Genomic DNA, 26906 nt, shown 5'->3' on the forward strand with positions numbered 1-26906 from the left:
CTAATTGGTACAAACATTATGGATATCACGCCAATTGCCAAGCAAGCAACATGGCCGCAGGGAAAGAATATCTGCAGTAAAACAGATCTTAAGGGCAATATTACCTATATAAATCGCGCCTTTATGAAAGTTACTCAATTACATGAAGGCCAATTGCTGGGTCAGCCCCATAATATTATTCGCCATCCAGATATGCCCAAAGGGTTCTTCCGCCATATGTGGCAGGAATTAGAGGCGCATCATGAATTCACCGGCATTATTAAGAACATTACCTCTATGGGTGAATACTATTGGAGCGATGCGCTGATCAACGCCACTGATGATGGAGAAGGGAACCAAAACGGTTTTTTCTCCGTGCGAAGGGAAGCGTCACAAGAATTAATAGAGCAAATCGAACCCATTTATAAAGCCATGCTTGAAATAGAAAAACCTGGCACCGATGAATCCATCAACGCCAGTGTGCAATACTTTTTAAAAGCGCGCATTACGATACAAACTTCTGCTAATAAGAGCCATGACATAAGTGGAGTGACTTCATGAGTAAACGCTCTCGCTTGCCACTTTATCGTACACAGTTATTCATTGTTGTGGGCATATGTATCTTTTCTTTAATAGTGGCCGCTCTAGCCCCTCTTATATCCAAGCAATATGAGCATGCTATTACACTTGGCTGTCTATTCCTTATCGCACTCAGCATTAGCTTTTTATCCTGGTCTGCGATGAAAGTCGAACATCTTGTCCGATACATGCATGGCGCTTTGCGTTTCGCAAACAAAGGCCAACTCAATCGTAGAATTACGGATACGCCTAATCTGGGTGAAATCGGTTTTGTAGCATGGGAATTAAATGATTTTTTAGATCAAGTGGAAACCTATTTTAACGAAGTCAATGCGTGTATGAAGCGAGTAGAAACGAATGACTTTGATCGTTTGCCTATCAAAGAAAACCTATACGGACAGTTTGCACAATCATTAGACTTTTTTGAGCACGCTATTCATGTTATGCGTCAAGGTAAAAAGCTGCAAAATAGTATCGCCTTGAACAGCAAGCTAGCAGAACTGAATGTTACCAACCTTATCAATAACTTAAACCTAAACCAATCCGACTTAATCACCATGAGTGCGCAAATTGATGGGGTGACTGAACTAGCGAGAAATAACCGCAGTCGCTCACAAGATGCCAATCAAAACATCAAGGCCATGAGTAGCGACATTGAAAGCATTGACAATGCCATGGGCAAGATTGTCTCGGTGAATGAAACGCTTAGTCAGCAAGCCAAAGAAATAGAGTCATCACTGACACTGATTAATCAAATTACCGAACAAACGACCCTATTAGCATTAAATGCCAGTATCGAAGCTGCTCGTGCCGGAGAGCATGGGCGAGGGTTTGCGGTGGTTGCGGATGAAGTAAAACACCTATCTCAGCAAACGCAAAAGATTGCAGAAGAAATTTTCAGAAAGATTAATGGCTTTACCTCTGCTATGAAACAAACCTTAGACTCATCTCTACATGCATCAGAGCAAGCGAAGCGCACCAATGAAAAGCTGGTTGATGTAGTCCAAGGCGTCAATACCATTACCGATTCAGCCGATAAAATTGCCGATGTATTGGTGGGTGTTAATCGTGATAGTTTCTTAACGCTGATCAAATTGGATCACATTATCTACAAGCAAAACGCGTATTTTGCTATCAATAACGAAAGTGATCAGGCGAGACAGGAAGTGAATTTGACCCATACTGAATGCCGTATGGGTAAGTGGTATGACTCTAACGATGCTCAAGCAGGCTATTCAGCCAATCATGCATTTGCACAAATTGAAGAACCTCATCGCATTATTCACGAAGAGGTTCATAAAGCACTTTCAGCCTCAGCCCATGCCTCTCAATCTCGTCCCGATATCGTGGTACAGCACATGAGCAATGCCGAATCCGCCAGTGATCAAGTCTTTGACTTAGTGAATCAGCTTAAACATTCTTCTGTATCAGAGTCTGATGCCGACTTATTTTGATCATAAGCATTCAGCTCGATAGCCGCTCTTGCTATGCGATTTGCGATGCCAGACCATTCGGTATTATTGGGTACACACTCTGTGTAGACGGTATCAGGCATTAGGCAGTCCACTTCATGCAATGTGCTATACCAAGATTGAGCATAACCTTGATGATCGGCAGGTAAGCGCAAAGCAATTTGATCACCATGCAACTGACTGTCGTTAAGAGCGGTTTCAATTATCTCGCTATGATAAAGAAACACACCTGCAACACCGTTTCTTATGAGTGCGTCTAGCTGTTCGGTTTCACACAAAACTAGGGTAGCTTTTGGTCGATAGTGAACTTTTTTGTTACCTGACACTTTTTCGTTGTGATTATCAGGTTGTAGCACGGTTTGATCTAATACCGCTTCAATTTGTGATGCTGATATCGGACCAGGGCGTAAAACCCGCGGTGACGTCCGAGGATAGTCACTGATATCCAAAATCGTCGATTCGATTCCTTGCTCACAAGCACCACCATCAACCACTGCATCAATAAGCTCTCCCATACCGTTCATAACATGATGCGCTTGAGTAGGGCTCAATTTTTCATAGGGATTAGCGGAAGGTGCCGCCACTATCAATTCATGAGTGCGCAATATATCGAGTAATGCTGGTTGATTTGGCATACGAATGGCAACGGTGTCCAAACCACCGGTAAGAATATCCGATACGCCTTCAGCTTTTTTCAAAACTAATGTAAGCGCACCAGGCCAAAAAGCTTCTACCAAACTTTGAGCAATATGCGGCACATCACGGGCCCATTTTTCTAGCTCCGTGCTATTGGCAATATGTAAGATAAGTGGATGATCAACAGGCCGGCCTTTCGCTTCAAAAATCGACGCCAGCGCAATATCGTTGCGCGCGTCTGCCGCCAAGCCATACACCGTCTCAGTGGGCACGGCTACCAGTCCGCCCTGCTTTAGAATCGCACCCGCTTGCTGACGATCCTTCGCTGAATGGGCTTTCAATAATTTTGCTGTCATCAGAAATAGCCCTCTCGCTTTTTCTTTTCCATGGAGCCGGATTGATCTTTATCCAACAACCGCCCCTGTCTTTCACTGGTATTACTCATCAGCATCTCAGCAATGATGTCAGTAACCTGCGTTGCTTTACTTTCAACGGCTCCGGTTTGCGGGTAGCAACCAAGCGTTCGGAACCGTATCCATCGTTCAGCTAAAGAATCTTTCTCTTGAGGTGTTAAATGAGGCAGCATACGCTCATCATCCAGCGCCAAAATTTGTCCGCTATCTTGATCAATCCAACTCAAGCGCGGTGCCGCATAATACAAAGGCACAATTTCAATTTGCTCACGCAAAATGTAAAGCCAGATATCCAACTCCGTCCAGTTGGACAATGGAAATACTCGTACACTTTCTCCCATCCCGAGAGAGGTATTGTAAATATTCCATAACTCCGGTCGCTGTGATTTAGGCTCCCATTGATGCTTGTGGTTACGAATGGAAAAAACTCGTTCTTTGGCACGTGACTTTTCTTCATCGCGTCGGGCACCACCTAAAGCTGCATCAAACTTATGATCATCAAGCGCCTGCTTTAATGCTTGGGTTTTCATGAAATCATTGTATTTCACTGAACCCGATTCAATTGGGTGAATGCCCATTTCCAAGGCTTCATGATTAATATGAACTTTTAAATTCAAATCCAATTTATCCACCAAGCGGTCGCGAAATTGAGCCATTTCACCAAACTCCCACGTGGTATCGATATGCAACAACGTGAACGGTACCTTTGCGGGGTGAAAAGCTTTACGTGCAAGGTGAAGCATAACGGTTGAATCCTTGCCGATAGAATAAAACATACAAGGGTTATCAAAGCTAGTTGCCACCTCGCGTATGATATGAATCGCTTCCGCTTCCAATGCTTGTAAATGACTTAAATGACGATCAATGTTCAATTGTATCTACTCCCATTTCATGCCATTGGTTTAAAGCAAATTGCGCAACGTTTTTCCCATCATCCGAAATCTGCAATAGATGCAGCCACCCATTTTTGACTAGGTCACTCACTACAGATTCAGTTTCGATAATCTGCTCGATGCGTTCTCTTGGTGCTCTAATAAATACACTTAAACGCATTGCTTGATGCTGCCAGTTTTCGCCATCATGAATCGACTGCATAGGTAAACCTATTCGTAGATCACCACCATTGCCCTCAAATACGCCGATATTGCCGCCCACCACATTATGCAATACCTTATTGCCACTACCGTATTTATGGTTATCCCAAACCGATGCATTGTATTGCATGTTTATCCAATTGGTGACCACCATAGGGGCTGTCATTATGGTACGCAGCAAAGAACCGTCTTGATCTTTTTGCCAATCATAATCGTGTAAAAACGCCCTTCCTTGTAAATCCACGGATTGACTCATATCGCGGGGCGCGATGATAAATGCTGCATTATTTGCCAATCCCCATTCAGGACGTACTTGTGACCAATCTTTTGTACGCTGCTCAATGTATTGAGACAGGCGCTCATCACTGGCATCTAATTTAAGCCGAACAGCTCGTTCTTGCTGGGCAAGAACTTGCGCGTTTTGCAACCACTCTTGCATCTCTAAGCGTAGTGTATGACCTTCACTCAAAATGCGAATTTCATCCGTCGTTGTGTTATGCAACGCAGCAATAAACTGAGTTTCTAATGGAATATTAATATCAAACTGAGCCATATCCTCACGAACTCGAGAATCATTCAAGAGTTGCGCTAATACGCGCACATTCACTTCACCACTCTGTCCACCGCAAGCGCCACATTCCAACCCGGCTGCATGTGGATTGTTACTGCACTGCACACCATGGCCTACCAGTAATACGCTAGGCGCAATGTTGTGTGTTAATCCCATTGCTTTCAAAATAGTGGCCGCTAGATTGCTTTTTTCTTCGCGGGTTAATGATCGATGTCCGGTTTTTAATACCCAAGAATGATTATCGGGCACCATGGAATCTGATTTTTTGCTGGGCCAAAAGCTTTGCTTCAGTAGTTTAAAGGCATACATCCATCCACCTGCCTCGACCATACTGAAAGAAGCAGCCGAACTTTGGCTCCACTCTTGATATCGAGCCTGACTGTTATAGCCCCGACTTGCTTTTTGCTCTTGCTCATGGCGAGCAAAGCTATCAAGCTCAGCTCGAATGCTCGGTGCTAATAATCCCGGCAACTGTTTTCTTGAACGCTGTGAACCCAGTGGCGAATATTCAATGGGTAAACCAAAGAAACCTGCAAAGCCAAGTGTTTGAATGTCCGAATTCTGTGACTCTAATGCACGACGAATCACCTCAGAGCGAACGTCAATACAAAATGCCGCTTGCAGTTTAGGTCGTTCAATTTTCGCCGACTGTAAATCCTTGCTTTCATTGTTTGCGAGCAACTGCTCAGCAATCTGCTCCTGATAAGCCAGTTCCATTGCTCGCTGCCAAACCCAGAGTGTTTTTTGCAAATCTTCATGCTGACGGATAAGTTGCGGTAGAGAGGCTTGTTCTTTCTGCCACATATGAGAAAGCTTACGCCCCAAATGGGGGTATTCATCATTATGATATTGCCAAAGCACCCATTCCCAGGCCATACGAATCGCCAATAAGCTCATCATGCTAGGCACATTATTTTCACTTTGGCCAAGATCCTTTTGCCAATTTAAATAGGCAATCCAGGAAGCCCAACCATTAATATCTAAAAGCAAGGCGTGTGCATAGTCTTCAATTGCAATTTCACTGACTTGGAGATCCATAAGGGCACGTGCGATTAGACTCTCTTCATTATCGGGTAGCTGTTTAAAGTAATCATTCAAGCGCGCCTCATCCATAAGAATGGCAATGCCTTTATCTTTTTGCACAACCCATAACCACTGCTCGTAAAGATTTTTACTTTCACCAAGGCGGGTTGGGTTAACTGGACCGTCTTTCTGAAAGTAAGCCGCGCAAAACTGACTGATTTGATGAGTGATTTCATCACGCCACGCCATTTTATGCTGACGATCACGACCACTATCCAGTAAGTCACTAATATGATGCCAATGGGGCAAGTCACTTTGCTGTTTGACAACCGCTAAAAGGTTTTTATTGGTTTCTTTTGAACCCATTAGGCTTGCAGCACGCTGCAAATGTTTTTCTTTAATTTTTCCCTGCTGCCACTGTTGCAAATAGTAACTGGCAGGCATTAAGCATTGCACTTGTGCAAGAGCAGATAGCTTGGAAGAAACTTGGTCTATAGACTCATTACGCATTTTCCAGAATGGATTCACGGCAATGAATTCATCTAAAGGCCAAGTGGGCGCAATCTTTTCACAGGCCTTGTGAAGTAGGTTTTCAATATTTTCTGCAAGCGCCATTTCAACATCTTGTTTTACAGGGATCATGATAATGACTCCTTATGTGAAGACTGGAGTTGTTTCGCTTTCATTCGCATCGGTAAACGTATTGGCCATACCTTTAGCGTAATGCGCGTCGCCCACTCATCTAGGTATAAGCCTGCATAGAGATACAATTGAATTTTTTGCACTGCATGCCAATGCAAGGCATAGCGTTGTAAAAGATATCCAGAGAACAAGAATGCAAACAGCACACTCATCCAAATGTCTGCATACCCTTGATGCTGAACAACCACATCAGAAAAGCTTAAGGCCGCTAAGGACTTAAGAAGTGTATAACTGACCACCAAAAACAAAGCACCCGCTAAAAGTTGAACAATCGATAGTGCGTGTAATTGACTACGACGCTCAGCCAAATAAGTGGTTAACGCCAGCAAGATAAGCAACCAAGGGCTCAACATTAACGTCAAGTTTTGATTAATGTGATTGGCAGCCAAAATGGCTAAGCCGACTAAAATGCCTGCTAGCAAGAAAGCGTTAATCCAATCTTTGATCTCAGGCACGCGCCCCCAAGCCAACAAGCGCTGTTTATATTGGTTGACCGCATCTCCGGCCGACAAAAATGCGTACGCTTTGTAGCAAGAGTGAGCGACAAGGTGCAACAGAGCGAGCTCGTATAGACCAAGAGCACATTCCACAAGCATCAATCCCATTTGTGCGCTGGTAGACCAAGCTAAACGGACTTTCACACTAATACGTGTTGCCATAATCCAAGCGGCGAATACCGTTGAGAGGCCAGCCACAATTAAGACGAACCATTGAGCTACGAACGCTTGGCTAAATAACGCAGCAAAGCTCATGAGTAGAAAACCACCCATGTTAATAACGCCACCATGTAAGGCTGCCGACACAGGAGTAGGCGATTCAACTACTTGGATCAACCAACCGTGCATGGGTAACTGCGCACACTTGATAAGAGCTGTATTCGCAATTAACACAGCCGCCAGTTGCTCATGAAAACTCAGTGCGACTTCGCTACCTTGATATGCGGCCAATACTAAATCAATCTGCCATGTGCCATGCACGTGGTATAGCAAGATGAATGCGAGCAACAAAGACCCCTCTGCTAAGCGCGCAAACAAAAACTTTTTGTGGGCAGCCAAAGCTGCTCGTGGCCTTTCTGGATAGAACATCAGTAGTTGGTGCATGGATAAGCTAACGGTTATCCATGCCACCAACATCAGCAACATGTGATTACTTAGCAGTACTACATTCACCGCTGAAAATGTCATAAGAAGCAGAGCAACAAAGCGAGCTTGTCTCGGTTCCCCCTCTAGGTAGCGATGGCTATAACGCATTACCACTAGGGCAATAAAACTGACCAATATCATTAAAATTTGAGTCAGTGGAGTAATGGCAATCCAAGATGTCGGCTCACTAGTACGAGCACCGAATAAAGCCATCACGGCCAGCAGACTAGCAAAAATGAAGGCGATTCCCGTGGCACACTTAGCGATACCCCAAATTATGGTGTCGCGATTAAGCAATACCGCTATCGCAGCCATTGCTAGAATCACGGGAACCATCAAGTAAGCTCCAAACATCATCCAATCTTGCATAGCCATCACCTTAATTCGAAAGTTTGCTGTTTAAATCAGCGAATACGCGAAGTATGGCGTCTTACTGGAATTAAAGTAAAATAGATATAAAATAAGTTTTCGTTCTATAAAAGAGAACTATATGAGCCGACTCAATTATCATCATCTCTACTACTTTTGGCAGGTTGCGACTCATGGCAACCTCACTCAGGTAGCACAAAGTCTCCACGTTTCTCAAAGTGCGCTGTCTTCACAGGTGAAGCAACTGGAGGAAAGTATGGGCACAGATTTGTTCGAACGCAGAGGTAGGAAGTTAGTACTCACTGAAGCTGGGCAGCGCGTATTAGGTTATGCACAAGATATATTTAGTAAGGGTGAAGAGCTCGAATCCTTGATAAGAAGAGGCATAGAACCTGAGTACCAGCATATCCGTATTGGCATATTGTCGACCATGTCGAGAAACTTCATCGAAGGTTTTATCAACCCTCTTCTACAACAGTCTTCGAATAAGGTACGCTTCAGCCTGCACGCCCGAGGTATGGCCAACCTACTAGATGGACTGAGCCAGCATGAATTCGATTTAATTCTTACCAATGCGCAAGTTAGTGGTCCCAGCAATGACGACGCGCCTTGGCAAAGTCAGCTAATCGCCCGCCAATCACTCTCAATCGTGGGTGCAAAACACATCAAACCAGTGCACCCATTTCCTCACGGATTCAACCAATATCGTTGGGTCTTACCAGCATCTAACAGCGAAATACGAAGAAGCTTTGATGGTTTTTGCAGTGTGCATCAATTCGAACCGGATATTTTGGCCGAAGCCGACGATATGGCAATGATGCGTTTGCTGGCCAGAGACAGCGGCGCACTAGCAGTACTGCCAGAAGTCGTCGTGAGAGATGAAATTAAGCAAGGCATTCTACATACGGTGATGCCTCTACCTAACATTTATGAAAACTTCTACGCTATCACTGTGCAGCGACAATTTCGTCCGAGCCTAGTCGCTGATTTGTTGGGACAAGCCAGCCAACTAAAATAGGAGCGACATCAAGGACTTGGTCTACACGTTAAATGTGGTCAAAGCCAAAAACTTGTGTTGATTGTTACTCATTTCATTCTTGGCGGGTCTCATGAGTTGGTGCCCTCCTGCATGAACAAATAGTAAGTTTCAATCGGCTACGCTGGGTAATTTACGACCGATTAAACAAGCAGCTAAACCGCTTAAGGAGAAGAACACCATTACCGCTATTTGTGAATACAATGCGATAACAGAGGTAATCACACCTGAGATTAATAGTAAAAAACCAATGGCAGTATTACTAACTGATACGTATTCGGTTCGCTTATTACCACCAGCAAGATCCACCACATAGGTCTTTCGCGCGATGCGGATGCCTTGCAAGGTGACAGATAGAGCGAAAAATAAAATCAAATATAGATAAAAGTCGTATGGTGTTGATAACCACATTGTTGCCACAACAAGGGCACATATAACAGTCGATAGTCCGGCTGTAATCATTAAAAGTTTATGACTGGCTAGATCTGCAAAACGCCCCCAAAAGCGCCCTGACAACAAGCTAGCTAAACCACTAACACCAACAAACAAGCCCAAATTCATCCAACTCTGTGCTAGATCGGATGACTGTGCAGCCAATACAATGAAAGGCGCGGCCAAACCTGTACTAAGTAAAAACGCCCGCACGGTAACGAAGCGAGAAAACTCTGGATCAGTTTTTAATATAGACAAACTCTCTATGGCGTTTTTAAAGGCATTACCGCCACCATCGGTCTCACCAGCAAACTCGTTGACTGAAGCATAAGACCACGCTCCTAAGAACCAAGCTCCAGCAGCAATCGCCAATAGATAAGGATAAACACCAGCATCAGGATCCACATAAACAAACAAACCAACACTAATTAACAAGGTCACCAAACCTGAGCTACTTCCGGCGTATCCAGTTAGTAGACCGCGTCTAGACTTGGGAATGGTTTTTCCCAACACATCTTTAGAGGCTACTGAGCACAAACCACGACTTAAACTGAAGACAATTAATAACGCGATCGTAGTAATACCGGCTTGCGTTCCCTGCCAAGTAAGAAGGGTCCACATCATGAGCAAGACGCATACACCTTGCAACACGCTGCCCAACACAAAGCTCCATTTACGCACAGGATAACTACGAATCACTCCGCCAATAAATAACTGCGGTAGTAATGAACCAGACTCCCGAATGGGCACAACTAAACCTGTGTATAAAGCGGGCACACCTGCTCCGGCCATTAACCAAGGCAAAACAACTTTACTGCTAGCCAGAGCATCGGCAAGTTTCGTGAGAGTTTGCGTTAGTAAAATTTTGAAAAAATTACCAGGTACTTCTTTGCACGCCGATTCATCAATATCCTTGCAAACCCGTGCATCTTCCTCATTTGCTGCGTATTGATATAACTTATCTAGATCTAAGCTCATTTATATTTAATCCGTACTACTGGCCTAACCATTCTTTCGCTTTGGCTTTGACGAAATTCATTGCTTGGCTGGCTTCTATTTTAGGCGGCATGATAAGTTCGTCTGGATTGATACTAACATCTATCACAAATGGCTTGTGTGATAGCAATCCTTGTTCAATGGCGGTTTCTAGATTTTCTGGTTGCTCAACAGATATTCCATCGGCACCGCACGCCTTTGCGAACGCAACAAAATCCGCATTCTTTAAATCAATACCGAACGCTGGCAAACCGGCCGCCTCTTGTTCTAACTTGATAAACCCAAGTTTTTGATTATTTAAAATTATAATGACCATGGGTAAATCATAATTGACCGCCGTCACAAGATCGGTCATGGTCATAGCAAAGCCACCATCCCCTACAAGAGAAATAACCGTTCGATCAGGATAAGCAAGCTTGGCACCTATGGCTCCGGGTAAACCCACCCCCATAGTACCTAGTGCTGATGACAAGGTATAACGCTGACTGGGCTTAACATGTAAATGACGCGCAGTCCAAGCGTTAACCGTCCCGGTATCACACACGAAAATAGCATCGTCAGGAGCTACGCGGCTGACTTCGTGAATCAAACGCTGCGGTTTAATCGGGAAATCGCTACTGGTTTCAGATTTGTATTGGCTCTTTCTCCAACTTTGCATTGCATCTTGCAACACACTGAGAAAGGCATCATCGGAGCGAGGTGTTAGTTGCTCCAATAAGGCCTGTATTACAAAGCGTGCATGCCCGACTAAACCCACATTCACCGGATGACGTTTACCGATTTGGGTTGCTTCAATATCAATCTGAATGACTTTAGCGTTTTTCGGATAAAATTCCTTGTAAGGAAAGTCGGTACCAATCATCAGTAACAAATCACAATCGTTCATGGCCTCAATGGCAGGTTTTCCACCTAATAAACCGAGACCGCCAATGCAATTTGGATGCTGATCATCAATCACTTCTTTTGCTCTAAGAGTGCGAACAATCGGCGCTTTTAATTTTTCTGATAACTCCAACAACTCAGGTTTTGCACAAGCAGTACCAATGCCCGCTAAGATACAAATTCGTTGGGCATCATCAATCAACTTTAATGCTTCATTACAATCGCTAGTAGAAGGGATCGTGTGTGTTTCAAATACTGTATCAGAAAGCTCGCTTACATCTTCGTTGATTTGTTTTTGCGCTATGTCACTCGGTAAATTGAGGTGCGCAACAGTACGACCAGAAATGGCAGCGCGGCAAGCTTCTAACAAAACATCGGGCAATTGATTGGCCGTCGTAACCGTTTGCGAATAACAAGATACATCTGAAAATAAGCGTTCAAGATCCACTTCTTGATGATAGTTCGTACCCATGTATTGAGTTTCAACCTGACCTGTAATCGCTAGCACTGGAGCATGATCCATTTTCGCATCATACAATCCATTTAATAAATGAATAGCCCCAGGGCCGCTGGTCCCCACGCAAGCGGTGAGCTTACCTGTTAGTTTAGCCTGCACAGATGCGGCTAACGCGCCTGCCTCTTCATGCTTGACTTGAATAAACTCAATACCTTCTTCTTTACGCACTGATTCCATTAAATCATTGATGGCATCACCTGGAATTCCGAACAGGTATCGAACACCATGTTGCTTCAGAACTTTTACAAATAAATCAGAAACTTTCATGTTGCGCTCCTTCACATGTGTTTTTCTAGATTGCATGACTCTCACTGCTACGTCAAACGCGCAAATACAGACTTCTCTATATTGTGATCTATCCTTTAATTAGGTCCGTACACCTTTTAAATTCTCAAAGGAATGCTTATGTCTGACTTAGACTCGTTTTATCAATGGCTAGAAGAACGCAATCCTGGTCAAGAAGAATTTATTCAAGCTGTCAAAGAAGTTGTTTGTGATGTCCATGGTCTCGTCGAAGACGAAGAGCGCTATCAAAATTGGAACATTTTAGAACGCTTGACTGAGCCAGATCGAATTATTTCATTCCGAGTGACATGGCAAGATGACGATGGTCGCATTCGCGTGAATCGCGGTTGGCGCGTCCAGTATTGTGGTGTTATCGGCCCTTACAAAGGGGGCCTACGTTTTCACCCCAGTGTCAACGAATCCATATTAAAGTTTCTTGGCTTCGAGCAAACTTTCAAGAATGCCCTCACAACTTTACCCATGGGTGGTGCTAAAGGTGGCAGTGACTTTGACCCACGTAATTGTAGCGACGGTGAAATCATGCGGTTTTGCCAAGCTTTCATGAACGAGCTGTACCGTCACATAGGCGAAAATACAGATATTCCCGCTGGCGATATTAATGTGAGTTCTCGTGAGATTGGATACTTATTCGGCCAATACCGCCGCCTAGCCAATAGTTTTAGCGGTACTCTCACGGGTAAAGACATTGAGTTTGGTGGCAGCCATGTACGCTTAGAAGCTACTGGATATGGTTTAGTCTATTTTATTAGTGAAATGCTAAAGCAAGACGATGAAGAATTGAAAGACAAAACCATCGCGATATCTGGTGCTGGCAATGTTGCATTACATGCGGCAAAAAAAGCCATTCAAATGGGCGGCAAAGTGATTACACTGTCGTCTAGTAAAGGTTACTTATATGTTGAACAAGGTTTAGAAGAGTATCACATAAATGAACTGATTGAGCGACAAGGCAAGTGTTATAGCGACTCTACGGAGTTGTTGAAAAGTATCAATGGCGACTCCAATGCCAAATGGCATGACGATAAAACACCATGGGAAGTTGAGTGTGATATTGCACTGCCATGTGCAACGCAAAACGAACTTAAGCTTGACGATGCCAAAAAGTTAGTAAAAAACAAAGTGAAATATGTGGCAGAAGGTTCGAATATGCCTTGTACACAAGACGCTATTGATTGTTTTGAAGAAAGCAGTATTAAACATGCGCCAGGTAAAGCATCCAACGCGGGTGGCGTTGCGCTGTCAGGGTTTGAAATGGCTCAGAATGCCTCCTTCACACCAATGGGGTATGATGATCTAGACGAAAAGCTAAAAGCCATCATGACAAATATACACACCCAATGCTGTGAGGAAGGTCAACAAGACAATGGCTTCATACACTATCGAAAAGGTGCCAACTTGGCTGCATTTAAACGAGTGGCTGATGCGATCGTCTCTCAAGGTGTAGGCTAAAACACGATCAGCGGGACCAAAATAGCGGCTAGTATATTTAATACAAAGCCCATTTGGATCATTTGCGATTGAGAAACATAACCGCTGCCATAGACAATGGCGTTGGGTGGCGTCGCCACAGGAAGCATAAATGCACACGAAGCTGCCACAGCAACCATTGATGCGGAAGCTGTCGGCGACAAGCCCATAGCCTCGCTAATACCAATAAACGTCGGCACCATAAGCGCAGCCAATGCGGTATTACTGGAAATTTCCGTCATAAAAATAATGAACAGTGAAAGAGCGATCAACATGAGCATCGTTGGCATATCATTTAATGCCGATGCTATGAGATTCGCTAAGAATTCATTGCTGCCCGTTTCCGTTAAAACCCCACTTAAACACAGACCTCCACCAAACAGCAGTAATACACTCCACTGAGTTTGCTTTTCGAAGGTTTCAAATGATAAACAACCCGTGACATGCAATAAGATAATGGCCGATAGCGCAACCCAAGCATCATAACTTTGCTCAATACCAATGAGAGGTTTTAGTTCACTACCTAGCATCCACATGCATGCAGTTATAAGGAATATAATAACGGTCACAACTCGTTGTCGCGTCCATTGAATTGAAATGGTCTCATGTGGCTGAGCCAACGCTTTTACATTAGGTTTCAATACAACAAAGAGCAGTACCCACATCAAAGGCAAAAATACCAAAGTAACGGGTAGACCAATCGCCATCCATTCAGAAAAACTCAACCCCAGTGCTGCACCCGCAATGGCATTCGGAGGACTTCCCACCAAAGTCGCGATACCACCGATACTAGCGCTATAAGCAATTCCCAGAAGGACAAACACATACGTACTATTATCTCGCTGCACACTTAAGGCACTCAGTAGCCCTAGCGCAATGGGCAGCATCATAGCCACTGTCGCCGTGTTACTGATCCACATGGAAAGAAATGCAGTGACTAAAAACATCATCAAGCAAACCAATACACCATTACCCCGTGCTTGCTTGACGAATCGTTGTGCTAGCCATTGATCTAAATCGTGTTGCTTCAGTGCAGCAGCGAGTGCAAAGCCGCCCATAAATAAAAATATAATAGGATGAGCAAAATGGGCCATCGCCGATTTAACATCAAATACGCCAAGAATAACGGCCAGCACGGGAATCAATAACGCTGTTATGCTGATATGAATAACTTGGCTGAACCAAAAACTGGCCGCCAATAACATAATGAACAAACCATCTTGTTTAACATTCTCATCAACCACAGACGAGGCAAGCAGCCAAGAGACGATAGGTAGAATGATAATTAGGAGTGGCTTGTTCATATTAATCACCTAGCAATAAAAAAGGCAGCTTAACCGCTGCCTTTTATCATAATGAAGTTGCTCTAAGTTTACATCTGTGACTGCAAGTAATTTTGTAAACCAATGCGCTGAATCAATCCTAACTGCTGCTCTAGCCAATGAGCATGATCTCTTTCGGTATCATCCAGCAATTCTTGCAACATATCGCGTGTAACAAAGTCTTTCTCTTTTTCACATAAAGCCATGGCATCTTTTAACGCGTTGCCGACTGCGTACTCAACATCTAAATCGCTTTGCAACATAGAAGGCACATCATGTCCGATGTTTAGACCATCACGGGTGGTCATATCCGGCTTACCTTCAAGCATTAAAATCCGCTCGATCAGTTTTTTAGCATGGCCTTTCTCATCATCAAATTCATGAGCGATACGCTCATACAATTTGTGCAAGCCCCAATCGGCATACATTTCTGAGTGAATGAAATACTGATCCATTGCCGCTAATTCATAGGCCAGCAAACCATTCAATGCATTGATAATATCGTTATTGCCTTTCATGGTTATTCGTCCTCTTCAAGCTGCGATTGTAAATAGTTTTCAATACCAATAGCGTCAATCTGATGTAGTTGAGTTTCTACGAAGTCTAAGTAATCTTCTTCGTACTCAAGAATTTCGCTTAGGATGCCGCGACTGACAAAATCTTTCTTTTCTTCGCACAAAGCGATGGCGCTTTTTAGCTGATCAATCTGCTCATGTTGAAAGGTTTCATCCAGTGTGATCATTTCTTTAGGTTGTTCACCCACTTTAAGCGGGGACAAACGCTGAAGGTTAGGTAGCCCCTCGAGCATTAATATACGCTCGATTAATTCATCAGCCTGTTTCATGTCCTTGATGGACTTTTTATAAGCGACTTTATCTAGATTCTCAAAGCCCCAATTGCGAAACATTCTCGCATGTAAAAAATAATGGTTAATAGATGTTAACTCGGTAGTGAGCACACCATTTAACGCATCAAGAATATCCGAAGTGCTTTTCATAATTGAACCCTTTTTGAATTGACACGCATCAACTCATGCCTCATAAAATATAGTCATACTTTGCATTAAAACATCTAGTTTTTCCAATTTTTTACGTATTTAACGCTATTTTTTTCAGTTAACAATAATAGGATTTATTATCAGTTTTGTTTACAGCGTTAAGTGACGAATTTTTGTAAGTTTTTCCTGTTATCTTTAAGAATCATTCTCTATTTTCTCTATCACAATTCGCCCACCCCACTCTCTAATAATCAATCCAGTTTTCTTGTTGGCAACAAAAAAGGCACTTAGGTGACCCTAAGTGCCTTTTAATATTTTGAATGCTTTAGCCCGATTCGATCATTCGATTCAGCGCTAAGTATATCTTTACATGGCTTTAATGGCCTGCTCCAATTTCGCTACGGCTTGATCCACATCTTTGAGCTTATCTAAACCAAACAAACCAATACGGAAGGTTTTGAAATCATCTCCTTCGTCACACATCAATGGAACCCCCGCTGCAGCCTGCAAGCCTTGCTGTGCAAATTTCTTGGTATTTTGCATGTCGGCATCATCGGTATAACTCACTACAACTCCCGGCGCTTTAAAGCCATCGGCCGCCACACTGTCAAAACCATGCGTTTCTAACATGGCGCGGACTTTCTGACCCAAATCGATTTGCTGTTGTTTTAACTTATCGAAGCCGTATTCTTTACTTTCCAGTAAAGTATCGCGGAATTTTTTAAGCGCATCAGTAGGCATAGTGGCGTGATAAGCATGACCGCCGTTCTCATAGGCCTGCATAATTTGTTGCCATTTTTTGAGGTCACATGCGAAGGAGCTACTCGTTGTTTCATCCAGTCGCTTCAATGCGTTTTCGCTCATCATGACTAAAGCGGCACATGGTGAAGCACTCCAGCCTTTCTGAGGTGCACTGATTAATACATCGACACCAAGATCTTTCATATCCACCCAAAGCGTACCGGATGCAATGCAATCCAATACCATCAATGCGCCCACATCATGGGCCGCTTGCGCTAGCTGTCGGACATAATCGTCGCTCAGAAGGATGCCGCTTGAGGTTTCCACATGAGGAGCAAACACCACAGCAGGCTGTTTCTCACGAATACTCGCCACGACCTCGTCAATAGGCGCTGGTTCAAAGGCACGACTGGCGCTTTTGGTCCGTGCCTTGCATACGTGGTGCTCAGATGTAATTTTGCCCATATCTAGAATTTGGGTCCAACGATAGCTAAACCAGCCGTTGCGAACCACTAGACAGGTTTCATCATTGGCAAACTGACGTGCAACGGACTCCATACCATAGGTACCGCCACCAGGAACCACAATGACGCCATCGGCATTGTATACCTGCTTCAGTTCACGGGAGATGTCGCGCATAACGTGCTGGAAGCTTTGCGACATATGGTTAAGTGAGCGGTCAGTAAAGACCACGCTATATTCGAGTAGTCCATCTGGATCGATATCGTTTCTTAGAGCCATGGTAAAACCTATTACAATTTTGTGTGTATTTAAAAAGACAAGTCGCGCCCTGTAAACCCCAGAGTTGCACTAAATATGGGCAGCAAAGCAGATCAAATGGCGATTATGGGGCTTGTATTTATAACAATTCTACCGTAATTTAGACACTGCTAAGAACGAAGAAAATTTTATCGAGGGAACTAAAGAAAATTTTATCCAAATAGGATAGAGTCTGCGCCCTTTAAATTCTGCGCCTCAAAAAGGCTGGAAAATGTGAAAATCGGTCTATTTATCAGATAGGCTTTCGTCAGCATTAGGAGATATCCATGGCAAATGCCCCTTTGGTGGCCAACAATATCCACAAGCAATTTGGTGACCATGAAGTACTCAAGGGGATTTCGCTTGAAGCCAACAAGGGCGACGTAATATCCGTTATCGGCTCGTCTGGCTCAGGTAAGAGTACCTTCCTACGTTGCCTTAACTTGCTCGAAATCCCAACCCAAGGGGACGTGATCGTGCAAGGGGAATCCATTGAATTTAGCCACGACAAAAAAGGCGAACGCATCCCTGCCAATACCCGCCAAGTGGAACGTATTCGCGCCCAACTATCTATGGTGTTTCAAGGGTTTAACCTATGGTCTCACATGACCGTATTAGAGAATATCATTGAGGCACCTATTCACGTCCTGGGGCTATCCAAAGCAGAAGCCATAGAACGAGCAAACGAACATCTGAATCGAGTGGGCCTATACGATCGCAAAGATTACTATCCAGCTCATATGTCAGGCGGTCAACAACAACGGGCAGCCATTGCACGAGCCTTAGCCATGGATCCAGAAGTCATGTTATTTGACGAGCCCACATCGGCACTTGACCCTGAATTAGTAGGCGAAGTACTAAAGGTCATGCGCGAGCTCGCCGAAGAGGGCAGAACCATGGTGGTGGTCACCCACGAGATGGCATTTGCCCGAGACGTTGCCAATCAGTTAATGTTTTTGCACGAAGGCAAAGTTGAGGAATCGGGCGACCCTTCTGTTCTATTCGACAATCCTAATTCGGAACGCTTTAAGCAATTCATTTCATCTGTTTATTAAAACCATAAGATAAACCTCAGGAGAACGACAATGAAACGCCAACTACTAACTCTTTTTAGTGCGCTAGCACTTTCTGTAAGTGCAAATGCTGCGGACCCGATTCGTGTGGCCGTTGACGCGCCATACCCGCCGTTTGAATACAAAGCCCCAGACGGTAGCCTAACCGGTTTTGAAATCGAGCTAGGCAATGCAGTATGCCAAGAAATCACAAAGCAAGATTGTGATTGGGTCATCCAAGCTTGGGACGGTATTATCCCTGGTCTACTAGCGCGCAAATACGACATGATTTTCTCTTCCATGTCGATCAATGAAAAACGTAAACAGAAAGTACTTTTCTCTGAACCATATTATCAAACACCTTCTGCGTTTTTTGCAGAAAAAGGTAATGGCTTCAACCCAACTGACAGCAAAGGCAAGCGCATTGGTGTTCAGCGTGCCACTGTTCAAGATACCTACCTAACTGAAATGCACAAAGAAGCAGAAATCGTTCGCTATACAACAGCAGATGACATGGTGATCGACCTTAAAGGTGAACGTCTTGATGCGTTATTTGTGGATGCGCCTGTGGGCGAAAGCATGCTTAAAGACGACAAAGGCTACGAGCAAGTTGGCGACATGGTGAATAAACCTGTTTCTATCTTTGGCGAAGGCATCGCTGCGGCATTTAACAAGCGCAACAAAGATCTAGAGAAAAAGGTCAGTGCTGCACTTAAGAAGTTGAAGAATGACGGTACCTATGACCGCATCATGAAAAAATACTTCAGCTACAGTATCAAAATTTAATTACTAAGTTTTATTGATTTAGGAAACGGCACGTCCGCAATGATAGATTTACAAGGTTATGGTCCAAGTATTTTCGGTGGTGCAATGGTCACCATCGAATTGGCCTTATTATCACTCCTTATCGCCTTTCTATTAGGTTTGTTAGGTGCTGTAGCTAAGCTTTCGTCGAGTAAAACGGCGCAGGTTGTGGCTACTACTTACACTACCCTTATTCGCGGCGTGCCGGACTTAGTCTTGATGATGCTCATCTTTTTTGGTGGTCAAATCGCATTCAATAGTTTTACTGAATGGCTGTATTTTGCCAGCGACGAACAAATCGATATCTTCATAAACATCGATGAGTTTGTAGCAGGCGTTATCACGATTGGTTTTATTTTTGGTGCTTACATGACAGAAACCTTTCGCGGTGCATTCATTGCCGTGGATGTAGGCCAGATAGAAGCAGCCAAGGCATATGGCATGAATCGCTGGCAGGTTTTCACGCGTATAATGTTTCCACAAATGATGCGACATGCCTTGCCAGGCCTCGGCAACAATTGGCAGGTATTATTAAAGACCACTGCATTGGTCAGTGTAATCGGTCTTGCGGACATGGTGCGTCTTGCCACAGAAGCCGCTAAAACTACCGGAGAGCCCTTCCTGTTTTTGATTCCGGTTGCTTTCGTCTATTTGATGCTAACTGCGATTTCAGAGTGGGTATTTAAGCGTCTAAAGAAACGCTACAACGCTGGCATTGTGGAGGCTTAAAATGGACGCATTACTCGCTTTAATTGATCAAAATGAGATATTTAATCTCACCACATTAGAACATTATTGGGATGGTTTTGTTATGACCACCCAGTTGGTTTTTCTTTCATTAATCATTGGCTTGCTGGTATCGGTTCCTTTAGCGATTATGCGCACCAGTAAAAATCCGTTGATTAACTACCCAGTATGGGTGTTCACGTATGTATTTCGCGGCACACCATTACTGATACAGCTATACCTGATTTATTATGGTGTTACGCTCATTGAAGGTATCCAAGATTCTGTTTTTTGGGTCATTTTTGAACGCGCTTATTATCCTTGCTTAATCGCTTTTGCCTTAAATACAGCGGCCTATACCACTGAAATTTTCAGAGGCGCTATTGAGACAACCAGTAAAGGCGAAATTGAAGCTGCGAGAGCCTATGGCATGAGCTGGTCAAAATGTATGAAGCGTATTGTTCTTCCCAGTGCGTTTCGTCGTGCTATCCCAGCCTATACGAATGAAGTAATTTTTATGTTGCACGCCAGCGCGATAGCTTCTACGGTGACGATCATTGATCTAACGGGTGCAGCGCGGGACATTTACGCACGCTTCTACGCACCTTTTGAAGCCTTCTTGTTCGTGGCTGCGATTTACCTATGTTTGACCTTCAGCATAATCATGTTGTTCAAACAATTGGAAAAGCGCCTTTTAGGCCACTTACAGCCTAGGTAACGTTTACCTAGGCTTCGTTATTCCATATTTTTTCAAAATATCCCTGTAGCGCTGGGTTTGAGTGAACTGCTCCAGCACTTTAGCAAAGTCAGCGGACAAGTTCTCCGCATCGTCTATTTGTCGCGAAATCGCAATGTAATCTGGAGCATAATCGATGGCTGGCTGTAGAAAATTAATTGGCAAGCGCAAACCAATTTCTTTTAGCAAATGTCCGATTACTGCTTCGTTTCCCACCGCTACATCAATTACTCCACGCTGAAGCGCCGTAATTAATGCACGGCTATTTGCATACGTCTTTTTAACTTTCGGCTCAAATTGTTCAAAACTATTGCCGTGCCAATAGCCATCAACATAGCCGAAACGAAAACCAGAGAGGCTCTCTAAATCACCTTCGAATTCAATACGTTGGCTAGCCATAACGAACAAGTGACTACTTTCGTGAAGAATTGCAGGCTCAACGTAATGCACATCACTAGCGCGATCAGGCGATTTAAAATACAGCATCACTAAATCAATACGGCCTTGCGCCAAATATTGCTGAACTCGCTTCCAAGGCAAACGCTGATATGCGATTGAATGTCCTGTTTGCTGTGCGATGAGCTCGACAATCTCCACCGCTGCGCCGGTTAACCCTTCGTCGGTATCATAATAAAAAGGAGCATAATCTCCCTCGCTGATGCCCACCACCAGTTGTGACGCCTGACTGGAGCCAATGCTAATAATCGCAAAAATCAAACAAACGATTCGCATGGGTGCCTTATAGATACATTGTTGAGTATTTATTAATCACCTTATAATGCATTAAGCGATATAGCAATTTAGCCTTGGGACTTTTTTTTCTGAATCTCTTCGTATATACCCTGAGCTTTCTCACTCAATGCAGAATACGTTTTAATATCGCCATTACGCTGATACTGCATGGCTTTTGCCAATGTCATTTCGTACTCTTTCTCGAGTTTTTTGATAGGATCTTTCTTCAGGAATCCAAACATAATTTACTGGCCTGTCATTGAACGGTAAGGTTTTTACGCACTAATGACGAAGTCCGATTACAAATCCAGCGCAAGGGAGTATTCATGCCTTATTTTCAGCATCACAATGTGAATTTCCATTATGTAGAAGAATGCTCACAAGAAAAAAGCAAGGGCACAGTTATTGCGTTGCATGGCCTAGCGCAAAATACCCATTATTGGACCGACACTGGTATCACTGAGTCTTTGGCAAAAGATTACCATGTCGTGTGTCTTGATATGCGTGGCCACGGACTCACTACAGTGGATGGCGAACCGAAAGGCTATGACGTTGAGGTGTTAATCGAAGATGTAAATGCACTAGCAAACCATCTAGATATTGATCGCTTCCATCTGATGGGACATAGTACTGGCGGCATGGTCGCAGCCCGATATGCGATGCATTACGGGCAAGGTGCCAATCAACGTTTGCGTTCATTACTGCTCTGTAATACCAGCGCCAGCATAATGTTCAGTAAGATGCCTAAATTCGCAAACGAAGCTGCAATTAAAGCTATGGCATACAGCTTTGAGCACTTCTCTTGGCAGCAAATCATTCAAGGGTTGAAGCTGCAACCTGGTCCATTGTTTAAGGGGCTTGCCAACCACAAAGACCCTAAAGCAATGTTTGATGCAGCCTATGAAATGATGAAACACGGCGATCAAAACAGTATTGCAGACTTCGTCCGCGTATTTTACAACGACCCCGATCACCATGAGAGCGCGTTACGGACCATTGAATGTCCTACCCTAGTGGTCACTGCAGAGTTGGATCCTATTTTCACGAAAACCAGTGAGTATTTTATTAACAACATTCCCAATGTTGAGCACGCTCATGCAAAGCACATTGGACACATGACGGCTTTAGAGGATCCTATTTGGTTTAACTCAGTCATATCGAAGTTTTTGCGCCAACACCACGATAAATAAGAACCATTAACAAGATCCTTTGTCATAAAGTACCCGTATAAAACCCATATTTGCCGATGGCCATATTATGATCCGGAACGTTTTAATCATCACAGCACTCACCATAATAGCCGCTATCACATGGCGCTTTCTCAGCAGTGATGCCTCACAGTCACGAGATCGAGGACCGACTCCGGTCGTGCTGCATAGTGTAACAACGAAGCCATTGGAACAAACCATTGAAGCCATCGGTTCAGCCCGTGCGCAAGAATCTGTCACCATTACAGGTAGCGTTACTGAAAAAATTGAAAGTATCCATTTTCAACAAGGTCAGAAGGTGGATAAAGGTACCTTGTTGGTATCACTCAACTCTGAAGAGGAAGAGGCTCAGCTTAAAGCGGCTCGCGTAAACCTATCTGAGCAAAAACGTGAATATAAACGTATAGAAAACCTAGTCAAACAAAAAAGTGTATCGGCCTCAGAGTTAGACCGTTTGCAGTCTTCAATAGATTTAGCCAACGCCCGTATAAAGGAGGCTCAAGCAAAAATTGCCGATCGCAGAATTCGCGCACCGTTTTCAGGACAGTTAGGCTTACGTTTTGTTAGCCCTGGTGCTTTATTGAGCCCCGGTGACAGCATCACCACTCTTGATAAAATCGATCAGCTCGAAGTGGAATTCGAAATGGCCGAAACTTACCTACCTTATATCCAGCCAAATCAATCACTGAATGCCATCAGCAATGCTTATCCTAAACTCAACTTTAATGGCCAAATCAAAACCCTAGATAGTCGCATAGACAATACGACTCGTAGCATTCGTGTCCGTGCCACCATTGATAATCAAGATCAAAAATTAAAACCCGGCATGATGCTAGTACTACGTATTATTAGTGAACAACGACAAGCTATTATGATCCCGGAAGAAGCCATATTTATGCGTGCAAAACAACATTATGTTTATATCGTCGATAAAAACATGGTCGTAAATGAGCGCGCTATAAAGGTAGGACTACGTACTCGGGGTGAAGTAGAAGTAATTGAAGGCTTGAAAGATGGCGAGCAAATCGTACATCAAGGCTTATTAAAAGTGCGCCCGGGCAGTCAGGTAGAAGCCCAAGTAGAAACTTGGCGTGAGGGTGCATAATGATTATCACCGATACTGCGGTTAAACGTCCGGTTTTTGCATCCGTTATCAGCTTGATCATCGTTGCATTTGGCCTGATCGCGTTTGATAAGTTGCCGCTTCGTGAATATCCCGACATCGATGAGCCGGTTGTTAATATTCGTACCGACTACACGGGTGCAGCTGCCGAAGTGGTAGAAAAGCGCATCACGCAAGTCATTGAGGATCGCATATCGGGTATCGAGGGCATTAAAAATATCATTTCCCAAAGCGAAGACGGTGAATCTGATGTCACGATTGAGTTCAACCTTAGTCGAGACATTGATGGTGCAGCCAATGATGTTCGCGATCGAGTCTCTCGTATATTACAAAACCTGCCTGAAGGAGCTGAACCTCCAGAGGTCAGTAAAGCGGGTGCAGGGGACGATACTATCATGTGGTTCAATCTCGTAAGTGACCGCATGAACTTATTGCAATTAACCGATTACGCGAACCGTTATTTAGTTGATCGCTTCAGTGTTGTTGACGGCGTCGCGCGCGTTCGTGTTGGCGGTGGACTAGACTATGCTATGCGTATATGGCTTGATCGCAAACAATTGGCCGCACGACAAATGACAGTAGCTGACATCGCCAATGCTCTAAGACGAGAAAATATTGAATTACCAGCGGGCAGTATTGAGAGTGATCAGCGACAATTTACCGTACGCTTAGAACGCGCATATCCCACGCCAGAGGCTCTTAGCAATCTCGTACTGCAAAACAAAAATGGTTTTGTCGTAAAGCTAAAGGATGTTGCCCGAGTTGAACTAGGAGCCGAAGAAAAACGTAAATCCTTCCGCGGCAATGGCGTGCCAATGATCGGCATTGGTATCACCAAGCAAAGTACAGCAAACACCTTAGACGTCGCTCGTAAAGCACGCGCGCTTTTAACTGAGATCAATGAAACTCTACCAGAAGGCATGGATCTGTTGGCCAGCTATGATAGCTCGGTGTTCATTGAACAAAGTATCGAAGAAGTTTATCAGACCTTGTTCATTGCCATGATTCTCGTGATCATAGTGATCTATTTGTTTCTAGGTAATGTCCGAGCAACCCTGATTCCCGCGTTAACAGTTCCCGTTTCTTTATTGGGTAGCTTTATTGTTTTGTACTTTTTGGGTTACACCATCAATCTTTTAACCTTGCTGGCCATGATACTCGCCATCGGCATGGTAGTAGATGATGCCATTGTTATGCTGGAAAACATTCACCGTCGTATCGACAGCGGCGAGCCTCCTTTAGTAGCGGCTTTTTTGGGTGCGCGACAAGTAGCGTTTGCAATCGTAGCGACAACATTAGTGTTGATCAGTGTGTTTTTACCTATCACGTTTTTAGAGGGCGATATTGGTAAATTATTTACCGAGTTTGCCGTGGCCATCTCCGCTGCCATTGGCTTTTCGTCCATCGTAGCTCTCACCCTATCGCCAATGTTGTGTAGCCAACTATTGCACGGTCACGAACATAAAAGTTGGCTTACAGTAAAAACAGATCAAGTATTGGATAGTTTAAGTAGAACTTACCAAGAATATTTAAAGAAACGATTGAAAAAACCCTTCATGACATTTGCTATGCTCTTGGTCGGATTGCTAGGTAGCGTTTGGCTATTCAATCAAGTGCCTAGTGAGTTCGCACCTAAAGAAGATCGTGGCGCCTTCTTTGTATTTGTGTCTGCACCTGAAGGTTCAAGCTATGACTATAGTAAAGCCTACATGGATGAAGTCGAAAAACGTTTGATGCCCATGGTTGATAGCGGAGAAGTAAAACGATTACTGGTACGCACACCACGCAGCTTTGGTAGTACGTCAGACTTTTCCGGTGGCTTTGTCATCATAGTTTTGAATGATTGGGCCGAGCGTCGATCCGCGTTTACCATAATGCAAGACGTCAACAAGCGACTTTCGGATCTTGCTGGGGTGCGCGCATTCAGCGTCATGCGACAAGGTTTAGGCGGCGGCCTAGGCAAACCTGTCCAATTTGTTATTGGTGGTCCGAGTTACGACAAACTTGCCCAGTGGCGCGACATCATTATGGAAAAAGCGGGTGAAAACCCTGGGCTCGTAGGCCTAGACCATGATTACAAAGAAACCAAACCTCAAGTCGTGGTAGACATCAATCGTGAAAGAGCCGCTGACCTAGGCGTAAGTGCACAAGAAATTGGTGAAACATTAGCCATACTGCAAGGTTCACGCAGGGTTACGACTTTTTTAGATCGCGGCGAAGAATATGATGTCATCTTAGAGGGTGAACGTGATATCCAAAATACGCCTCTTGATATGAATAACATTTTCGTGCGCAGCCGCAATCAGGAAAAATTAATTCCTCTAGCAAACCTTGTGACCTTTAAAGAACAAGCGGATGCAGCCGAACTGAATCGCTTTAATCGCATTCGTGCTATCACCATTGAAGCCAATCTAGCTGAAGGTTATACACTTGGTGAAGCGATTACCTATTTGAATGACTTAGCAAAGCAACACCTACCGGGTGAGGCGGTTATAAGCTACAAAGGTCAATCGCAGAGCTTCGAGGATAGTAACGCATCCATTTATTTCATTTTTGCATTAGCTCTTGTGGTTGTGTTCTTGGTCTTAGCAGCCCAATTTGAAAGCTTTATTCATCCCTTGGTAATCATGCTTACGGTTCCTATGGCTATTGTAGGTGCATTAGCTGGACTTTATATCTTTGCCCAATCATTAAATATTTATTCGCAAATCGGACTGATTATGTTGGTCGGACTAACGGCTAAGAATGGTATTCTGATCGTAGAGTTTTGTAATCAATTGCGAGATCAAGGCAAGGAATTTGAAGAAGCGATACTTACTGCTGCAAGTATCCGATTGCGACCTATATTAATGACCGCTATTACCACAGGGCTCGGTGCAGTCCCGCTGATTCTCTCATTCGGTGCGGGATCTGAGACACGTCAAGTCATCGGTATTGTCGTATTAACGGGTATATTAATTTCTACATTGTTTACGCTTTTGATTGTCCCTGTTATGTACCAACTATTGGCGCGACACACCACATCACCTCACGCTCGAGAAGAGATGTTAAATCAACAGCTAGAGTCTATTGATCAGGAGAATATTTAGA

General features: G+C 44.0%; 23 protein-coding genes. 11 read left to right on the plus strand and 12 right to left on the minus strand.

The genetic code is table 11. The features are described 5' to 3' along the window. Positions 1 to 18: 18 nt before the first annotated feature. Positions 19 to 540 (plus strand): PAS domain-containing protein, encoded by a 522-nt coding sequence (locus tag HF888_RS13685; RefSeq protein WP_007018457.1) that lies wholly within the window; start codon positions 19 to 21, stop codon positions 538 to 540. After that, positions 537 to 2012: a methyl-accepting chemotaxis protein gene (locus HF888_RS13690; RefSeq protein WP_007018456.1), complete on the plus strand. Its 1476-nt coding sequence runs from the start codon at positions 537 to 539 to the stop codon at positions 2010 to 2012. The genes HF888_RS13685 and HF888_RS13690 overlap by 4 nt, the downstream gene beginning before the upstream one ends. Here the strand turns inward: HF888_RS13690 and HF888_RS13695 are convergent. The 4 genes from HF888_RS13695 to HF888_RS13710 are packed head-to-tail and all read right to left on the minus strand — an operon-like array spanning position 1964 to position 7980. Further along, positions 1964 to 3022, minus strand: coding sequence for an L-threonylcarbamoyladenylate synthase (locus HF888_RS13695; RefSeq protein WP_007018455.1), 1059 nt, complete (start codon positions 3020 to 3022; stop codon positions 1964 to 1966). The genes HF888_RS13690 and HF888_RS13695 overlap by 49 nt on opposite strands. Beyond that, positions 3022 to 3951 carry a sulfate adenylyltransferase subunit CysD gene (cysD, locus tag HF888_RS13700; protein WP_007018454.1) on the minus strand — a complete coding sequence of 310 codons (930 nt, stop codon included), beginning with the start codon at positions 3949 to 3951 and terminating at the stop codon, positions 3022 to 3024. Before cysD ends, HF888_RS13695 begins: the two co-directional genes overlap by 1 nt. Beyond that, positions 3941 to 6409: a YbcC family protein gene (locus tag HF888_RS13705; RefSeq protein WP_007018453.1), complete on the minus strand. Its 2469-nt coding sequence runs from the start codon at positions 6407 to 6409 to the stop codon at positions 3941 to 3943. The genes cysD and HF888_RS13705 overlap by 11 nt, the downstream gene beginning before the upstream one ends. Beyond that, positions 6406 to 7980, minus strand: coding sequence for an NADH-quinone oxidoreductase subunit L (locus tag HF888_RS13710; protein ID WP_007018452.1), 1575 nt, complete (start codon positions 7978 to 7980; stop codon positions 6406 to 6408). Before HF888_RS13710 ends, HF888_RS13705 begins: the two co-directional genes overlap by 4 nt. A gap of 121 nt (positions 7981 to 8101) precedes the next feature. Here HF888_RS13710 and HF888_RS13715 point away from each other — a divergent pair, with 121 nt between their 5' ends. Further along, complete coding sequence (locus HF888_RS13715; protein ID WP_007018451.1) at positions 8102 to 8998, plus strand: LysR family transcriptional regulator; 897 nt, start codon at positions 8102 to 8104, stop codon at positions 8996 to 8998. A 129-nt stretch (positions 8999 to 9127) separates the two neighbouring features. On the opposite strand, the gene HF888_RS13720 is transcribed toward HF888_RS13715, so the two are convergent. Together HF888_RS13720 and HF888_RS13725 are read right to left on the minus strand one after the other, a co-directional pair. After that, the gene (locus HF888_RS13720) at positions 9128 to 10426 is read right to left on the minus strand and encodes an MFS transporter (RefSeq protein WP_007018450.1); all 1299 of its coding nucleotides are present in this window, start codon (positions 10424 to 10426) and stop codon (positions 9128 to 9130) included. Positions 10427 to 10442: 16 nt separating this feature from the next. Then, complete coding sequence (locus HF888_RS13725) at positions 10443 to 12110, minus strand: thiamine pyrophosphate-dependent enzyme (protein WP_007018449.1); 1668 nt, start codon at positions 12108 to 12110, stop codon at positions 10443 to 10445. A gap of 138 nt (positions 12111 to 12248) precedes the next feature. On the opposite strand from HF888_RS13725, the gene gdhA reads away from it, so the two are divergent. Continuing rightward, positions 12249 to 13598: an NADP-specific glutamate dehydrogenase gene (gene gdhA, locus HF888_RS13730; protein WP_007018448.1), complete on the plus strand. Its 1350-nt coding sequence runs from the start codon at positions 12249 to 12251 to the stop codon at positions 13596 to 13598. On the opposite strand, the gene HF888_RS13735 is transcribed toward gdhA, so the two are convergent. From HF888_RS13735 to HF888_RS13750, 4 genes are all read right to left on the minus strand, one after another. Beyond that, complete coding sequence (locus HF888_RS13735) at positions 13595 to 14920, minus strand: SLC13 family permease (RefSeq protein WP_007018447.1); 1326 nt, start codon at positions 14918 to 14920, stop codon at positions 13595 to 13597. The two genes, gdhA and HF888_RS13735, sit on opposite strands and share 4 nt — an antisense overlap. Positions 14921 to 14988: 68 nt before the next feature. Further along, positions 14989 to 15456 (minus strand): bacterioferritin, encoded by a 468-nt coding sequence (bfr, locus tag HF888_RS13740; protein WP_007018446.1) that lies wholly within the window; start codon positions 15454 to 15456, stop codon positions 14989 to 14991. Between the two features lie 2 nt (positions 15457 to 15458). After that, on the minus strand, positions 15459 to 15935 hold the full coding sequence (gene bfr, locus HF888_RS13745) for a bacterioferritin (RefSeq protein WP_007018445.1): 477 nt from the start codon (positions 15933 to 15935) through the stop codon (positions 15459 to 15461). Positions 15936 to 16301: 366 nt separating this feature from the next. After that, entirely contained in the window at positions 16302 to 17417 is a 1116-nt protein-coding gene (locus tag HF888_RS13750; protein WP_007018444.1) for an aminotransferase class V-fold PLP-dependent enzyme, read from the minus strand. A 305-nt stretch (positions 17418 to 17722) separates the two neighbouring features. Between HF888_RS13750 and HF888_RS13755 the strand changes: the two genes are divergently transcribed. The 4 genes from HF888_RS13755 to HF888_RS13770 are packed head-to-tail and all read left to right on the plus strand — an operon-like array spanning position 17723 to position 20735. After that, positions 17723 to 18490 carry an ABC transporter ATP-binding protein gene (locus tag HF888_RS13755; protein ID WP_007018443.1) on the plus strand — a complete coding sequence of 256 codons (768 nt, stop codon included), beginning with the start codon at positions 17723 to 17725 and terminating at the stop codon, positions 18488 to 18490. 30 nt (positions 18491 to 18520) lie between these two features. Further along, positions 18521 to 19273: a transporter substrate-binding domain-containing protein gene (locus tag HF888_RS13760; protein WP_007018442.1), complete on the plus strand. Its 753-nt coding sequence runs from the start codon at positions 18521 to 18523 to the stop codon at positions 19271 to 19273. 39 nt (positions 19274 to 19312) lie between these two features. Beyond that, positions 19313 to 20020, plus strand: a complete 708-nt coding sequence (locus HF888_RS13765; RefSeq protein ID WP_168367070.1) for an ABC transporter permease — start codon at positions 19313 to 19315, stop codon at positions 20018 to 20020. Position 20021: 1 nt separating this feature from the next. Then, positions 20022 to 20735 carry an ABC transporter permease gene (locus HF888_RS13770; protein ID WP_007018440.1) on the plus strand — a complete coding sequence of 238 codons (714 nt, stop codon included), beginning with the start codon at positions 20022 to 20024 and terminating at the stop codon, positions 20733 to 20735. A 3-nt stretch (positions 20736 to 20738) separates the two neighbouring features. Here HF888_RS13770 and HF888_RS13775 read toward each other — a convergent pair whose 3' ends face one another. Both HF888_RS13775 and HF888_RS13780 read right to left on the minus strand, forming a co-directional pair. Beyond that, entirely contained in the window at positions 20739 to 21485 is a 747-nt protein-coding gene (locus HF888_RS13775; RefSeq protein WP_007018439.1) for a substrate-binding periplasmic protein, read from the minus strand. A gap of 68 nt (positions 21486 to 21553) precedes the next feature. After that, positions 21554 to 21727 carry a DUF6435 family protein gene (locus HF888_RS13780; protein ID WP_007018438.1) on the minus strand — a complete coding sequence of 58 codons (174 nt, stop codon included), beginning with the start codon at positions 21725 to 21727 and terminating at the stop codon, positions 21554 to 21556. Between the two features lie 84 nt (positions 21728 to 21811). On the opposite strand from HF888_RS13780, the gene HF888_RS13785 reads away from it, so the two are divergent. From HF888_RS13785 to HF888_RS13795, 3 genes are all read left to right on the plus strand, one after another. After that, positions 21812 to 22675, plus strand: coding sequence for an alpha/beta fold hydrolase (locus HF888_RS13785; protein WP_007018437.1), 864 nt, complete (start codon positions 21812 to 21814; stop codon positions 22673 to 22675). A 67-nt stretch (positions 22676 to 22742) separates the two neighbouring features. Further along, the gene (locus tag HF888_RS13790) at positions 22743 to 23798 is read left to right on the plus strand and encodes an efflux RND transporter periplasmic adaptor subunit (protein ID WP_007018436.1); all 1056 of its coding nucleotides are present in this window, start codon (positions 22743 to 22745) and stop codon (positions 23796 to 23798) included. Beyond that, a complete protein-coding gene (locus HF888_RS13795; RefSeq protein ID WP_007018435.1) occupies positions 23798 to 26905 on the plus strand; it encodes an efflux RND transporter permease subunit in 3108 nt (1035 codons plus the stop codon). The genes HF888_RS13790 and HF888_RS13795 overlap by 1 nt, the downstream gene beginning before the upstream one ends. The last annotated feature ends 1 nt before the right edge of the window (position 26906 follow it).

The organism is Bermanella marisrubri (assembly GCF_012295615.1).
In the GTDB taxonomy this organism is placed as follows: Bacteria; Pseudomonadota; Gammaproteobacteria; order Pseudomonadales; family Oceanobacteraceae; genus Bermanella; species Bermanella marisrubri.